The 15403-nt window shown below is 69.8% G+C and carries 12 protein-coding genes; 9 read left to right on the forward strand and 3 right to left on the reverse strand.

Features of this window, described 5'->3' with window-relative positions; translation table 11 throughout:
• Positions 1-31: 31 nt before the first annotated feature.
• From AB0D14_RS21010 to rhaI, 3 genes are all read right to left on the reverse strand, one after another.
• Positions 32-1495: a rhamnulokinase family protein gene (locus AB0D14_RS21010; RefSeq protein WP_362781172.1), complete on the reverse strand. Its 1464-nt coding sequence runs from the start codon at positions 1493-1495 to the stop codon at positions 32-34.
• 17 nt (positions 1496-1512) lie between these two features.
• Positions 1513-3552, reverse strand: a complete 2040-nt coding sequence (locus AB0D14_RS21015; protein WP_362781174.1) for a bifunctional aldolase/short-chain dehydrogenase — start codon at positions 3550-3552, stop codon at positions 1513-1515.
• A gap of 300 nt (positions 3553-3852) precedes the next feature.
• The gene (gene rhaI / locus AB0D14_RS21020) at positions 3853-5013 is read right to left on the reverse strand and encodes an L-rhamnose isomerase (protein ID WP_362781175.1); all 1161 of its coding nucleotides are present in this window, start codon (positions 5011-5013) and stop codon (positions 3853-3855) included.
• Positions 5014-5296: 283 nt separating this feature from the next.
• On the opposite strand from rhaI, the gene AB0D14_RS21025 reads away from it, so the two are divergent.
• The 9 genes from AB0D14_RS21025 (at position 5297) to AB0D14_RS21065 (ending at position 15396) form a co-directional block, all read left to right on the forward strand.
• Complete coding sequence (locus tag AB0D14_RS21025) at positions 5297-6814, forward strand: sugar ABC transporter ATP-binding protein (protein WP_362781176.1); 1518 nt, start codon at positions 5297-5299, stop codon at positions 6812-6814.
• On the forward strand, positions 6811-7851 hold the full coding sequence (locus AB0D14_RS21030; RefSeq protein WP_362781177.1) for an ABC transporter permease: 1041 nt from the start codon (positions 6811-6813) through the stop codon (positions 7849-7851). Before AB0D14_RS21025 ends, AB0D14_RS21030 begins: the two co-directional genes overlap by 4 nt.
• Entirely contained in the window at positions 7844-8869 is a 1026-nt protein-coding gene (locus AB0D14_RS21035; RefSeq protein ID WP_362781179.1) for an ABC transporter permease, read from the forward strand. The genes AB0D14_RS21030 and AB0D14_RS21035 overlap by 8 nt, the downstream gene beginning before the upstream one ends.
• 24 nt (positions 8870-8893) lie before the next feature.
• Positions 8894-9979 (forward strand): rhamnose ABC transporter substrate-binding protein, encoded by a 1086-nt coding sequence (gene rhaS / locus AB0D14_RS21040; protein ID WP_362781181.1) that lies wholly within the window; start codon positions 8894-8896, stop codon positions 9977-9979.
• 88 nt (positions 9980-10067) lie between these two features.
• The gene (locus AB0D14_RS21045; RefSeq protein ID WP_362781183.1) at positions 10068-10388 is read left to right on the forward strand and encodes an L-rhamnose mutarotase; all 321 of its coding nucleotides are present in this window, start codon (positions 10068-10070) and stop codon (positions 10386-10388) included.
• A gap of 122 nt (positions 10389-10510) precedes the next feature.
• Complete coding sequence (locus AB0D14_RS21050) at positions 10511-11932, forward strand: BNR repeat-containing protein (RefSeq protein ID WP_362781184.1); 1422 nt, start codon at positions 10511-10513, stop codon at positions 11930-11932.
• Between the two features lie 78 nt (positions 11933-12010).
• On the forward strand, positions 12011-13036 hold the full coding sequence (locus tag AB0D14_RS21055) for a LacI family DNA-binding transcriptional regulator (protein WP_362781186.1): 1026 nt from the start codon (positions 12011-12013) through the stop codon (positions 13034-13036).
• Positions 13037-13216: 180 nt separating this feature from the next.
• Positions 13217-14518, forward strand: a complete 1302-nt coding sequence (locus AB0D14_RS21060; RefSeq protein ID WP_362781188.1) for an alpha/beta fold hydrolase — start codon at positions 13217-13219, stop codon at positions 14516-14518.
• A 101-nt stretch (positions 14519-14619) separates the two neighbouring features.
• Positions 14620-15396, forward strand: coding sequence for an SDR family NAD(P)-dependent oxidoreductase (locus AB0D14_RS21065; RefSeq protein WP_362781190.1), 777 nt, complete (start codon positions 14620-14622; stop codon positions 15394-15396).
• Positions 15397-15403: the final 7 nt, after the last annotated feature.

Genomic DNA, 15403 nt, shown 5'->3' on the forward strand with positions numbered 1-15403 from the left:
AGGCGGACCCATCGACACCGCCCGCGCCCCTTCAGAAACCCTCTAGGCGGGCCTCGGCCGCCTGCCACGCCGCCGTGGTGCCCTGCGGCTCGTAGCGGGTCAGCGGCTGTGTACGGGCCAGCAGTTCACGCATCGACGCGCGGTCGCCGGCCTGCCCGTGCGCCCGGGCCTGCACCAGGACGTTGCCCAGCGCCGCCGCCTCCGCCGGGCCCGCCACGACCGGCAGCCCACAGGCGTCGGCGGTGAGCCGGCACAGCAGGGCGTTGCGGGCGCCGCCGCCTACGATGTGCACGACGTCGACCGGGTGGTCGGCCAGCTCCTGCGCCTGGAAGACCGCCCGCCGGTGGGCGAGCGCCAGCGAGTCGAGGATGCAACGGGTGATCTCGGCGCGCGACCCGGGCACGGGCTGCCCCGACTCCCGGCAGGCGTCCGCGATACGGGATGGCATCCGGCCGGGAGCCATGAACGCCGCGTCGCCCGCGTCCACGAGGGACCGCAGCGGCGGCACCCCGGCGGCGGCGGCCAGCAGCTCTCCCAGGTCGGGGTCCCCCCACTCCCGCAGGCACTCCTGAAGCAGCCACAGACCCATGATGTTCCGCAGATAGCGGACCGTGCCGTCCAGGCCCAGCTCGTTGGTGAAGTTCGCCGCACGGCTCGCCTCGGTGAGGACGGGCGCCGTCAGCTCCAGGCCCGCGAGGGACCAGGTGCCGGTGCAGATGTACGCGAACCGCTCGTTCACGGCCGGTACGGCGGCCACCGCGGAGGCGGTGTCGTGGGAACCGACCGCCGTCACCGGTACCGGCCCCGCCAGCCCGGTCTCCTCCAGCACGCCGGGCCGCAGGAGACCGGCCGGATCCCCGGGCCGCCGCAGTGGCGCGAACAGCTCCAGGTCGATGCCGAGGCGCGCCGCGACGTCGTACGACCAGTCGCCGGTGCGCGGGTCGATCAACTGCGTGGTGGAGGCGTTGGTGAGCTCCGTGCCGGCCTCGCCCGTGAGCCAGTACGTCAGCAGGTCGGGGATGAGCAACAGCCCCTTCGCGTGGGCCAGCTGGGCCGAGGAACGGGCCGCCACCAGCTGGTACAGCGTGTTGAAGGGGGCGTACTGCAGTCCGGTGGCCGCGTACAGCTCGGCGGCGGGCACGGTGGCCCACACCTTCTCCGCGACGCCCTGCGTGCGGGTGTCCCGGTAGTGCACCGGGTTGCCGATCAGCGCCCCGTCGGCGTCGAGCAGGCCGTAGTCCACGGCCCAGCTGTCGATGCCGACCGAGTCGACGGGCCCGGCCGCGCGCAGCCCGTCGAGGACCCCCGCGTACAGCGCGAGGATGTCCCAGCGCAGCCCTTCGGGGGTCCGCACCGGCCGGTTCGGGAAGCGGTGCGCCTCCGTCAGCTCCAGCGAGTCGGGGCCCACGCGGCCGACCATGACGCGCCCGCTGGACGCGCCGAGGTCCACCGCGGCGTACGACTTCACAGCCGCCTCCCGAGTCACGTTCGTCATCGGACGAGTCATATCCGTCATCGGAGGAACGCGGCGGCGACACCGGCGTCGACCGGGACGTGCAGACCCGTGGTGTGCGTGAGGTCGCCGCCCGTCAGCGCGAACACGGCGTTCGCGACGTGCTCGGGGAGGACCTCGCGCTTGAGGATGGTCCGCTGGGCGTAGAACTCGCCGAGCTTCTCCTCCTCGATGCCGTAGGTGGCCGCGCGCTGCGCGCCCCAGCCGCCCGCGAAGATCCCGGAGCCGCGTACGACGCCGTCGGGATTGATGCCGTTGACGCGGATGCCGTGCTCGCCCAACTCGGCGGCGAGGAGCCGGACCTGGTGGGCCTGGTCGGCCTTGGTCGCCGAGTAGGCGATGTTGTTCGGACCCGCGAAGACGGCGTTCTTGGACGCGATGTAGATGACGTCGCCGCCCAGCTCCTGCGCGATCATCACCCGGGCCGCCTCGCGCGAGACGAGGAAGGAACCGCGGGCCATGATGTCGTGCTGGAGGTCCCAGTCCTTCGCCGTGGTTTCCAGGAGCGGCTTGGAGATGGAGATACCGGCGTTGTTCACGACCAGGTCGACACCGCCGAAGGCGAGGACCGCCGCCTTGAAGGCCTCGGCGATCTGCTCCTCGGAGGTCACGTCGACGGTGACGGCGACGGCCTTGTCGGGACCGCCGAGCGCGGTGGCGACCTCAGCCGCGTTCTCCCCGTTGAGGTCCGCGATCACGACACAGGCACCCTCGGCGACCAGCCGCTCGGCGATCGCCTTGCCGATACCGCTGCCGGCGCCCGTGACGAGCGCGACCCGCGTGGCGAGCGGCTTCGGCTCCGGCATTCGCTGGAGCTTGGCCTCTTCGAGGGCCCAGTACTCGATGCGGAACTTCTCGGACTCCTCGATCGGCGCGTACGTGGAGACGGCCTCCGAGCCGCGCATCACGTTGATCGCGTTGACGTAGAACTCGCCGGCCACGCGCGCGGTCTGCTTGTCCTTGCCGAAGGAGAACATGCCGACACCGGGGATCAGCACGATCGCCGGGTCGGCGCCGCGCATGGCGGGGGAGTCGGCGTCGGCGTGCCGCTGGTAGTACGCCGCGTACTCCTCGCGGTACTCGCCGTGCAGCTCCTTCAGCCGTGCGACCGCCTCGTCGAGGGAGGAGGCCGGCGGCAGGTCGAGAACGAGCGGCCTGACCTTCGTACGGAGGAAGTGGTCGGGGCAGGAGGTGCCGAGGGCGGCGAGGCGCGGGTGTTCGGCGCTCGCGAGGAAGTCGAGGACGACCCCGGAGTCGGTGAAGTGGCCGACCTGGGGGCGGTCCTGGGAGGCCAGCGACCGGATCACGGGCGCGAGCGCGGCGGCCCGCTCCCGGCGCTCGGCGCCGCCGAGAGCCGCGTACCCCTCGATGACGGGACCGAAGGGCTCGTCCTTCCCGCGCTCGACGAGGAACTCCTCGGCGGTACGGATGATCTGCAGCGAGTTGCGCTCGCACTCCTCGGCGGTGTCGCCCCAGGCGGTGATGCCGTGCCCGCCGAGGACACAGCCGATCGCCTGCGGGTTGGCCTCCTTGACCGCGGCGATGTCCAGCCCCAGCTGAAAACCGGGCCGCCGCCACGGCACCCACACGACACCGTCCCCGAAACACTCGGCGGTCAGCTTCTCCCCGTCGGCCGCGCAGGCCAGCGCGATCCCGGAGTCGGGATGCAGGTGATCGACATGAGCGGCATCCACCAGACCATGCATCGCGGTGTCGATCGACGGCGCCGCCCCACCTTTCCCGTGCAGGCAGTAGTCGAACGCGGCGACCATCTCGTCCTCGCGCTCGACACCCGGGTACACGTCCTTGAGCGCCAGCAGCCGGTCGATCCGCAGCACGGCGAGCCCGCCCTCGGTGAGGGTTCCCAGGTCACCACCGGACCCCTTGACCCACATCAGCTCGACGTCCCCGCCGGTCACGGGGTCGGTGTCGGTGCCCTTCGCGGACGTGTTGCCGCCCGCGTAGTTGGTATTACGAGGATCAGCACCGAGCCGGTTGGACCGACCCAGCAGAGCAGCGGCTTCGGGGTGGGGTGCCATGTTCCAGTTCCTTAAAGAAGAGATTGAGGAGAGAGGAGAAAGGGGCGCAGCCCCCTTTCAGGGGCGCGGGGAACTGCGCGACCAGCCACACACGACCGGCAGTCGCCCACCGGCCGGCAGGTCCCCTGAGGGGCGCGGGGAACTGCGCGACCAGCCACACACGACCGGCAGTCGCCCACCGGCCGGCAGGTCCCCTGAGGGGCGCGGGGAACTGCGCGATCAGCCGAACTCGACCGGCAGCCGACCACCGGCCGGCAGGCCAACGGCGAGCGAGCGGGCTGCCAAAGCCGAGCGCACCGACTACGCCCCCCAGCCGGCCTGCTGCCCACCCACCCGCTCCGCGGCGATCTTCTGCGCCCAGCCGGAGGCGTGGTACGCCGCGATCGGGTCCGCGGCCAGCCCCAGCTCCTCGCGGACCTCCGCCACCAGCGGCCGCACATCCGTGTTGTAGGCGTCCATGATGACGGCGTTCGCGGCGAGCACGTCACCGGACCGCTGCGCGGCGGCCAGGGCGTCCCGGTCGACGAGGAGCGCCTTCGCCGTGGCCTCCTGCACGTTCATCACCGACCGGATGATCGCCGGGATCTTCGCCTCGATGTTGTGGCACTGGTCGAGCATGAACGCCACGTCCGCGGTGAAGCCGCCGCCGCGAATGACCTCGTACATGATCCGGAACAGCTGGAAGGGGTCCGCGGCGCCCACCATCAGGTCGTCGTCCGCGTAGAACCGTGAGTTGAAGTCGAACGCCCCGAGCTTCCCCTCCCGCAGCAGCGTGGCGACGATGAACTCGATGTTGGTGCCCGGAGCATGGTGCCCGGTGTCGACGACGACCTGCGCCTTGGGGCCGAGCTTCAGGCAGTGGGCGTACGCGGTGCCCCAGTCCGGCACATCGGTCGCGTAGAAGGCCGGCTCGAAGAACTTGTACTCCAGCAGCATCCGCTGGTCGTCACCGAGGCGCTCGTAGACGAGGGCGAGAGCCTCGGCGAGCCGGTCCTGGCGCTCACGGAGGTCGTCCTGGCCGGGATAGTTCGTACCGTCCGCGAACCACAGCTTCAGGTCCTTCGAACCCGTGGCATCCATGATGTCCACGCACTCAAGCAGGTGACCGACGGCCTTACGGCGCACCGCGGCGTCCGGGTGGCAGACGCTGCCCAGCTTGTAGTCGTCGTCCTGGAAGGTGTTGGAGTTGATCGCGCCAAGGGTCAGGCCGCGCTCCTCGGCGTGCTTCGCCAGCGCCGCGTAGTCCTCGACCCGGTCCCAGGGGATGTGCATCGCCACGGTCGGCGCGGCCCCCGTGAACTCGTGCACCTTCGCCGCGTCGTCCAGCTTCTCGAAAGGATCGCGGGGGACCCCGGGCTGCGCGAACACCTTGAAGCGGGTTCCCGAGTTCCCGTACGCCCACGACGGCGTCTCTACTGCCTGGGTCTTGAGGGCGGCCTTCACCGCGGAGAGCTCGGTCACTTCGGGGCTCCTGTGACTTCCGTTGTGGCATCGGTTCCGAACGGCTTCTGAACACCATGGCTCTGAAACGATTCAGAAGGCAGAAGTTATGAGCCCCCCGAACGACTGTCAACCCCTCGCGCGATTACGCGTTGCCGTGACTTGGTTGTGACCTTTGGCTATCGAAAATTTCGGCCTGTACCCATTGACGTGACCTGGGCTACATGTCTAACGTCCCGGCAACCTAGTTGAAACCTTTCACGACGTCGTGAGGCCGCATCGCCCGCGTCGTTGAGGAGCCCTCATGACCCACCGGTCCGACGCGGATCCGGCCCCCGTGCTGGCACTCAAGGACATTTCGAAGTCCTTCGGCGCCGTACGCGCCCTGCGGGACGTGTCCCTGGAACTGTTCCCCGGCGAAGTGCACGCACTCGCCGGTGAGAACGGCGCGGGCAAGTCGACCCTCATCAAGACGCTCGCCGGCGTGCACCGACCGGACGCCGGTCAGGTGCTCCTGGACGGCGAGCCCACCATCTTCCACGGTCCCGCCGACGCCCGCGACGCGGGCATCGCGGTGATCTACCAGGAGCCCACGCTCTTCCCCGACCTGTCGATCGCCGAGAACATCTTCATGGGCCGCCAGCCGCGGCGCGTGCTCGGCCGGATCGACCACAAGGCCACGCACGCCGCGACCCTGTCCCTCATGCAGCGGCTCGGCGTAGAGCTCGACCCCGACCGCCCGGCGCGCGGCCTGTCCATCGCGGACCAGCAGATCGTCGAGATCGCCAAGGCGCTCTCCTTCGACGCGCGTGTCCTGATCATGGACGAGCCGACCGCCGCCCTCACCGGCAGCGAGGTGGCCCGGCTCTTCGGAGTCGTCCGCGCGCTGCGCGAGCAGGGCTCGGCCGTGCTGTTCATCTCGCACCGTCTGGAGGAGATCTTCCAGATCTGCCGGCGTGTCACGACGCTGCGTGACGGTGTCTGGATCTCCACCGAACCGGTCGACGACATGACCGAGGAGGACCTGGTACGCCGTATGGTCGGCCGCGACCTCGACGAGCTGTACCCCAAGCAGGACGTCCGGGCGGGCGAAGTCGCTCTGAGCGTAAGGCGCCTGACCCGCGAAGGTGTCTTCACCGACGTCTCCTTCGACGTCCGGTGCGGTGAGATCGTCGGCCTCGCCGGACTCGTCGGCGCCGGGCGTACGGAGGTCGCCCGGGCCGTCTTCGGCGTCGACCGCTGGGACGCCGGGGAGGTGGAGATCGACGGCAGGAAGCTGACGAACGGCGCGCCCTCCGCGGCCATGGCCGCCGGACTCGCCCTCGTTCCCGAGGACCGCCGCGCCCAGGGCCTGGTGATGGACATGTCCATCGAGCGCAACATCGGCCTCACCGGACTGCGCAAGACCGTCAAGGCGGGACTGATGGACCGCGGCGCCGAACGCAGCCGCTCCCTCGACTGGGCCGTCAAGCTCCAGGTCAAGTACGCGCGGATCGCCGACACCGTCAACACCCTGTCCGGCGGCAACCAGCAGAAGGTCGTCCTCGCCAAGTGGCTCGCCACCGGCCCGAAGGTGCTGATCGTCGACGAACCGACCCGGGGCATCGACGTCGGCACGAAGGCCGAGGTGCACCGACTGCTCAGCCAGCTGGCCGCCGACGGGGTGGCCGTCCTGATGATCTCCTCCGACCTGCCCGAGATCCTCGGCATGGCCGACCGGGTCCTCGTGATGCACGAGGGCCGGCTCACCGCCGAGATCGCACGCACCGACGCCACCGAGGAAACCGTGATGGCCGCAGCCACCGGGAGGGCAGCCGCGTGACGGTCACCACTCCCGAAACCGCCCCCGCCGCCGAGGTGCCCAAGTCCAGCGGCACCCGGCTGGTGGACCGCGTCTTCAAGATGCGTGAACTCGCCATCCTGCTCGTGTTCCTGGTGATGATCGTCATCACCCAGATCGGCAACAGCGACTTCCTGTCCGAACAGGGCATCAAGGACCTCCTGCTGAACGCGACCATCCTCGTACTGGTCGCCACCGGCCAGTCGCTGGTCGTCATCACCCGCAACGTCGACCTGTCGGTCGGCTCGACGCTCGGCATCAGCGCCTTCGCCGCCGGCACGTATCTCCAGGGCGGCGGCAACCCCGCCGTCGCGATTCTCCTCGCGGTCCTGCTCGGCATCGGCTGCGGCCTGGTCAACGGACTGCTCGTCAGCCTCGGCCAGGTACCCGCACTCGTCGTCACCCTCGGCACGCTCTACATCATCCGAGGCATCGACTCCATCTGGGTCGGCTCCCGGCAGATCACCGCGGCGGGCCTGCCCGACGGCTTCATCGACTTCGGCTCAGGCGGCCTCTCCGCCGTACCGTGGCTGGCGATGATCGCGCTGGTGGTGCTGGTCGCGACGGCGTACTACCTCAAGCACTTCGGCAGCGGCCGCGAGCTCTACGCGCTCGGCTCCAACCCGGAGGCCGCCCGCCTCGCCGGCATCCCCGTACGCAAGCGGATCCTCGCCGCGTACACCTTCTGCGGAGCCCTCGCGGGTCTCGCCGGCGCCCTGTACCTCGCCCGGTTCGGCAACGTCGACTCCGGAACCGGAAACGGCTACGAACTCACCGTCGTCAGCGCGGTCGTCGTCGGCGGCGTCGTCTTCACCGGCGGCTCCGGCAGCGTCTACGGAGCGGCCCTCGGCGCACTCCTCCTCACCTCCATCAACAGCGTGCTGCCCGCCCTCGGCGTCAGCTCCGTCTGGGTGCTCGCCATCAACGGCATCCTGCTCATCCTCGCCATCGCGGTCGACCGGATCGTCGCCCTGCGGGTGGCGACCGCCCTGAAGAAGAGGAACGCCCGCCATGGCTGACTCCGCTCTCACGCGCGCCGTCCGCTGGTCCGCCTTGAAAAGGTGGGATTCAGCCGTCGGCGCCCTCCTGATCGTTGTCCTGCTGCTCTCCTTCACCACCATGGACGGTTTCGGCAACGCCCTCAACCTGTCGTTCCTGATCGGCAACACGCTGCCCATCGCGCTGATCGCGCTGCCGATGACCCTGCTCGTGGTGTCCGGTGAGATCGACCTCTCGGTGGCCTCCACGGCCGGTCTGTCCGGAGCCGTGATGGGCGCCCTGTGGAACCAGGGCATGACCATCGAGACGATCATCCCGATCTGTCTGCTCCTCGGCGTGGTGTGCGGGCTGATCAACGGTCTGCTGGTGACCCGGCTGGGACTGCCGTCCCTCGCCGTCACCATCGGCACGCTCGCGGCCTACCGGGGCATCGCACAGATCGTGCTCGGTTCCGACGCGGTGACCGACTTCCCCTTCCAGTACCTGGACTTCGCGTCCGGCCGCATCGGCGACACCTTCGTCCCGTACGCCTTCCTCCCCTTCGTCGTGCTGCTCGCGATCGCCGTGGTCGCGCTGCACGCCACCCCGTTCGGACGCTCCCTGTTCGCGGTCGGCGCGAACGAGGAGGCCGCGCGGTTCGCCGGCATCCGCGTCAAGCGGCAGAAGCTGATCCTGTTCACCATGACCGGGCTCATGGCCTCGCTGACCGGCATCTTCTGGGCACTGCACTACGCCAGCGCCCGCTACGACAACGCCACGGGGCTCGAACTCTCCGTCGTGGCGGCCGTCCTGCTCGGCGGCATCGACTTCGACGGCGGCAAGGGCACGCTCGGCGGTGCGATCGCGGGAGTCTTCCTGCTCGGCGCGCTGCAGAACGTGATGAGTCTCCAGGACGTCTCCGCCCAGTCGCAGATCGTCGTCACCGGCGTTCTGCTCGTCCTCTCCGTGCTCGGCCCCCGGGTCGCACGGCAGATCTCCGTAGCGAGGGCGGGTCGCAGAGCCGCCTCCGCACCCGTCTCTGCACCCACCTCCTCGTAACTTCTGGCGAAAGGCTCCACCACCATGTCTTCCACCAAGCTCCGCCGGGCCTGTGCGGCTCTGGCCGCCGTCACCTCCTTCGCGCTGGCCGCGACCGCCTGCGGTGGCGGAACCTCCAAGGACGACGTCAAGGACGAGGGCGGCTCCAACGCCGCGGCCGGCAAGGCCGACCCGAACGCGGCCACCAAGAAGGGCCTGACCGTCGGCTTCCTGCCGAAGCAGGTCAACAACCCGTACTTCACCTCCTCCGACAAGGGCGGCGAGAAGGCCCTCACCGAGCTGGGCTCGAAGTACAAGGAGGTCGGCACCAACAGCGGCACCGACACCGCCGGACAGGTCTCCTACGTCAACACGCTCACCCAGCAGCAGGTCGACGCCATCGCCGTCTCCGCGCAGGACCCGGGCGCCCTGTGCACCTCGCTCAAGCAGGCCATGAAGAACGACATCAAGGTCGTCACCTACGACTCGGACACCAAGACCGACTGCCGCAACGCCTTCGTCTCGCAGGCCAGCGCCGAGGACCTGGGCCGGACCGAGGTGCAGCTGCTCGCCGAGCAGATCGGCTACAAGGGCGAGATCGCGATCCTGTCCGCCGCGCAGACCGCGACGAACCAGAACACGTGGATCGAATTCATGAAGGACGAGCTCAAGGACCCGAAGTACAAGAACATCAAGCTGGTCAAGACCGCCTACGGCAACGACGACGCCCAGCAGTCCTTCCAGCAGACCCAGGGCCTCCTCCAGGAGCACCCGAAGCTGGCCGGCATCATCTCCCCGACCACCGTCGGCATCAAGGCCGCCGCCCAGTACCTGTCGGGCTCCAAGTACAAGGGCAAGGTCAAGCTGACCGGCCTCGGCACCCCGAACGACATGCGCAAGTACGTGAAGAACGGCACCGTCGACGCCTTCGAGCTGTGGGACCCGGCGAAGCTCGGTGAGCTGGCCGCCCGCACCTCCGTCGCGATGGTCTCGGGCCAGATCACCGGCAAGGAGGGCGAGACCTTCAAGGCCGGCGACATGGGCGAGTTCACCATCGGCAAGGACGGCGTGATCAACCTCGGCAAGCCGACCGTGTTCAACGCCAAGAACATCGACCAGTTCGACTTCTGACACCGGCGCCGACAGGGGGGCCGCCCTCACGCGACGTGGGTGGCCCGGCCGACGGCACTCCACCCCCACGACCCTGGAGCGGCACTTCATGCAGCGCGTCTGTTTCCTGCTCAAGGTCCGCGAGGACCGGCTCGACGAGTACCGCGAGAGACACGCCTGCGTGTGGCCCGAGATGCAGGAAGCGCTCTCGGCCACCGGCTGGCACAACTACTCGCTCTTCCTTCGCGAAGACGGCCTCCTGGTCGGCTACTTGGAGACCGAGGACTTCGCGGCCGCGCAGGCAGGCATGGAGGCCACCGGGGTCAACGCCCGCTGGCAGGCCGAGATGGCGCCGTTCTTCGAATCGCTGGACGGCGCCAGGCCCGACGAGGCCATGAAACCGCTCACCGAGGTGTTCCACCTCGCCTGAACGCCTGAACGCCTGAACGCCTGAACGCCTGAACGCCTGAACGCCTGACCGCCTGACCACCTGATGACTGTGCTCTTTCCTCGCTCGTCCTCCTCGTCCCCACACGCTCAGGAGCCCCGGACATGAAGAGACGCACCCTGCTGGCGACCGCCCTGCTCGGCACCGTCGCGGTCCCCGCCTTCGCCGGTACCGCCAGGGCGGCCGCCCCCGGCCCCTCGGTCACCCGGGCCGGCACCACCACGCTCGACAGCCAGGCCCTCTACTTCGTCTCCTACGACGGCCTGGTCAACAACAACTCGTTCCAGAAGAACGGCCTGCTCACCTACAAGGGCTACCAGTACGCCGGCTGGTACACCGCCGACCGCAACGCGGTCATCGGCCGCCGGGTGCTCGGCGGGAGCAGCTGGTCGACGGTGAAGGTCGGACACACCCTTCGGTACGACGACTCCCACAACGTCATCTCGATGGGCCTCTCCAAGACCGACGGCCGGCTCCACCTCAACATGGACTCCCACAGCGACGGCTTCACCTACGTGAAGTCGATGGCCGGGCTCATGGACAATCCGGCGGGCCTGACCTGGACCACGAGCCGGTTCGGCGCCCCCCAGTCCAGTCTCGACGGGCTCGCGCCCACCACGCAGTTCACGTACCCGCAGTTCGTCTCCATGCCCGACGGGAAGCTCCAGCTCAGCTACCGCACCGGGGTGTCGGGCAACGGCCGCCACGCTCTCGCCGAGTACAACGGCACCTCCTGGACCAACCTCGGCGAGTGGAGCAGCTCCACCGGCACGTACACCAGCGAGCACGGCTCCAGCACCGTCCGCAACATGTACCTGCACGGCATCGACTACGACCGGAACGGCCGGCTGCACTCCTTCTTCACCTGGCGTGAGCAGAACGGCGCGGTGATGTGCAACGGCGGCGGCATCACCAACCACGACACGGGCTATGTCTACTCGGACGACCGCGGCCGTACCTGGCGCAACGACGCCGGTACGGTCGTCGGCACCACCGGCGCCTCCGACAAGGTCGCCGTCACCGACAGCGGCCTGGTGGTGGACGCCCTCAACCCGGACCACTCCCTGATGAACCAGGAGAGCCAGGCCACGGACTCCGCGGGCCGGCCGCACGCGATCATCAGCTATGTGCCGGGCCGCTTCGGGCAGTGCACCACCGACTATGTCGGTGACCGGACGGCGAACGGCCGCGCCTTCCACCTCCGGAAGACCGCCACCGGCGCCTGGCGCAAGACCGAGATACCGGTCGCCCTGAACTCCAGCCAGCGCACCAGGCTGATCCTCGACAAGTACGACAACGCGTACGCCGTTCTGCCCTTCGGACGCATCGTCGCCGCGTCCGCCGCCTCCGGACACAGCGACTGGACGACACTGTTCGACGGCAGCGGGCTGAACGCCTTCGGCGAGGTCCTCGTCGACGAGACCAGGATCGCCCAGGACGGCGTGCTGTCCATCCTGTACCAGGTCAGGTCCAGCGGCACGACACCATCGGCACTCCGTGTCATCGACTTCGGGCTGCCCGCGTGACGGAGTCCGTTCCGGGTGGGCACGCGGGTAATGTGACTGCGTGCCCGCCACTCCCCGTTCCATGGAGGTAACCGCCTGATGGCCCAGTCGGTGGGTATCAAGGACGTCGCCCGAGTCGCCGGAGTCTCCGTCGGCACGGTCTCGAACGTCATCAACCGCCCGGACACGGTCGCCTCCGAGACCCGCGCCCGCGTGCTCTCCGCCATCGACCGGCTCGGCTATGTCCGCAGCGAGTCGGCGCGGCAGCTGCGTGCCGGGCGCAGCCGGATCATGGGCCTGCTCGTCCTGGACATGGGCAACCCCTTCTTCGTGGACGTGGCGCGCGGCGCCGAGCGGGCGGCCCGTGAGACCGGGCTCGGCGTGATGGTCTGCAACAGCGCGCAGAGCGCCGGCGAGGAGGCCGACTACCTGTCGCTCTTCGCCGAACAGCGTGTACGGGGCGTCCTGCTGACCCCCGCCGACGCGACGGGGCGCAACATCGAGGCGTTCCGCCGCCACGGCATCCCTTTCGTCCTCGTCGACCGGGTCGCCGAGGGCACCACCGAGTGCTCGGTGTCCGTCGACGACGTGGCGGGCGGCGCACTGGCCGTACGGCACCTGATCGACGCGGGCCACCGCTCCGTCGCGTATGTGAGCGGGCCGCCCGGACTCACCCAGGTCACGGACCGTCGCACGGGCGCCCTGAACGCCCTCGACGAGGCGGGACTGGGTGCGCAGTGCCTGCGCGAGCTGCCCACCGAGCGCCTCGACGTGGCCGCGGGCCGCGACGCGGGAGCCCGGCTGCTCGGTCTGGCCGACCGTCCGACCGCTGTCTTCTGCGCCAACGACCTGCTCGCCCTCGGCGTCCTCCAGGCGATGTTCGCGGCCGGCGTGAGCGTCCCGGACGACCTCGCGATCGTCGGCTACGACGACATCGAGTTCGCGGCCGCGGCGGCCGTCCCGCTGACCTCGGTACGGCAGCCGGCCGTGACCATGGGGGCGCTCGCCGCGGAACTCCTCCTGGAGGAGACCGAGGCCGAGTCGGCACCCGTCCCGCACGAGCACCGGCGCGTGGTGCTCCAGCCGGAACTGGTGGTCCGGCGCTCAAGTCTCCCGCCGCGCTGATCGGTTGTCCCGGCCGATCGCCCGGTCGGTGGTTCGCGCTGAGCGGTTGTTCAGTATGTTCGCCGTCATCAGTCTGATCGGCCGGTCAGTAAGGATTTCTTGATCCCCGGGCTCGGCTCACCGGAGAACTTGTGCTGAACTGGTTCGCGAACAGGAATCCGTCCGTCTCGGGAGCCCCTTTTGAGCGCCAGTTACCGTCAGCCCGGTGTCGTCCTCAGCGACCGCCGGTTCACCGTGCCCCTCGACCACGACGCCCCCACCGGCGAGACGATCGAGCTGTACGCCCGTGAGGTGGTCGCGAGCGACCAGGCGGACCAGGACCTGCCCTGGCTGGTGTACCTCCAGGGCGGACCGGGCTTCGGCGCCAACCGCTTCGTCGGCAGGCAGGCCTGGCTCGGCCGCGCTCTGGAGGAGTACCGCGTCCTGCTCCTCGACCAGCGCGGCACCGGCAGCTCCACGCCTGCAAACCGTCAGACGCTCCCGCTGCGCGGCGGCCCCCGTGAACAGGCCGACCATCTCGCCCTGTTCCGCGCCGACTCCATCGTCCGCGACTGCGAGGCGATCCGCCCGGCGGTCACGGGCGGTGCCCCCTGGACCGTCCTCGGCCAGAGCTTCGGCGGCTTCTGCGCGACCCACTACCTCTCCACCGCCCCCGAAGGCCTCAGTACCGCCCTGATCACCGGTGGACTGCCCACCCTGGACGGGCACGCCGACGACGTCTACCGGGCCGCGTACCCGCGTATCGAGCGCAAGGTCGCCGCGCACTACGCGCGTTACCCCCAGGACGTCGAGCGGGCCCGGCGGATCGCCGAGTACCTCCTGCGGAACGAGCCCGTCCTGAACGGCGGCTACCGGCTCACCGTCGAGGCCTTCCAGTCCCTCGGCATCCTCCTCGGCGGCGGCGAGGGCAGCCACCGACTGCACTACCTCCTGGAGAACGCCTTCGTCCGCACCGCCCAGGGGTCCGCCCTCTCCGACGCGTTCCAGGAGGAAGTCCAGTCCCTCCTCTCCTACGCCGGGCACCCTCTGTACGCGCTGGTCCACGAGGCGTGCTACGCCCAGGGCGACCGCCCCACCGCCTGGTCCGCCGAGCGGGTCCGTGCCGACTTCCCCCAGTTCGACGCGGCCAAGACCCTCGCGGGCGACGGGCCCGTCCTCTTCACCGGCGAGTCCGTCCACCCCTGGACCTTCGACTGCGACCCCGCCCTGCGCCCGCTGCGCGAGACCGCGGACCTCCTCGCCGAGCGCACCGACTGGGCCCCGCTGTACGACGCCGGCCGCCTCGCCGCCAACGAGGTCCCCGTCGCCGCGGCCGTCTACCACGACGACATGTACGTCGACACCGAGCACGCCCTGCGCACGGCCCGCACGATCCGCGGTCTGCGCACGTACGTGACGGACGAGTTCGAGCACGACGGAGTACGGGCAGGCGGCCCACGCGTCTTGGACCGCCTCCTGACCCTGGCGAGGGACGAGGCCTGACCCATTGGGGGCGCGGGGCTGTGACAAGGTGCGGCTGCGCCTCGTGGGCGCGCCCAGCCACATCGCACCCGCAGATCAAGACCACTCCCTAGGGTGAGCCCATGACACGATTCACCGGCTACGGCGTACTGATCACAGGCGCAGGACAAGGCATCGGCGAGGCAACCGCACACCGCTTCGCCGCGGACGGCGCGTCCGTGCTCGTCACGGATCGCGACCTGACGCGTGCCACGCGGGTCGCCGACGCGATCAAAGCGACCGGCGGCACGGCCGAACCGTACAAGTGCGACATCGCCGACCGCGCCGAGGTCGAGGCGGCGGTCACCACGGCGGTGGACTCCTTCGGCAGCCTGGACGTCCTGGTCAACAACGCCTGCGCGTGCCACCCCGATCCCGCCTCCTTCGAGGAGCACGAGGACGGGCCCTGGTACGAGGACTTCGAGATCACGCTGCACGGCGCGTACCGCTGCATCCGCGCCGCCCTGCCGCACCTGGCAGCGGCCGGCGGGCGGGGCGCGATCGTCAACATCGGCTCGGTCAACGCCGAGCAGCACTTCGGTTCGCACGCGTACAGCGCGGCGAAGGCCGCACTGACCTCACTCACCCGCACCGTCGCCGTCGAATCCGCCCCGCGAGGGGTCCGGGTGAATCTCGTCGAGCCCGGCACCGTCCGAACCAACGCCTGGGACGGCCGTGGCGAGATCCTCGAACGAGCCGCCGCCCACTACCCGTTGGGGCGGGTCGGCGAACCCGCGGACATCGCTTCCGCCGTCGCCTTCCTCGCCTCGGCCGACGCGGCCTGGATCACCGGCGTGACGCTGCCGGTCGACGGCGGCCTGCTCGTGAGCAACCTGGCCATGCTCCGCGACATGTCGTAGGGCGGGC

Origin of the sequence: Streptomyces sp. NPDC048484, from assembly GCF_040651415.1 — a bacterium.
In the GTDB taxonomy this organism is placed as follows: Bacteria; Actinomycetota; Actinomycetes; order Streptomycetales; family Streptomycetaceae; genus Streptomyces.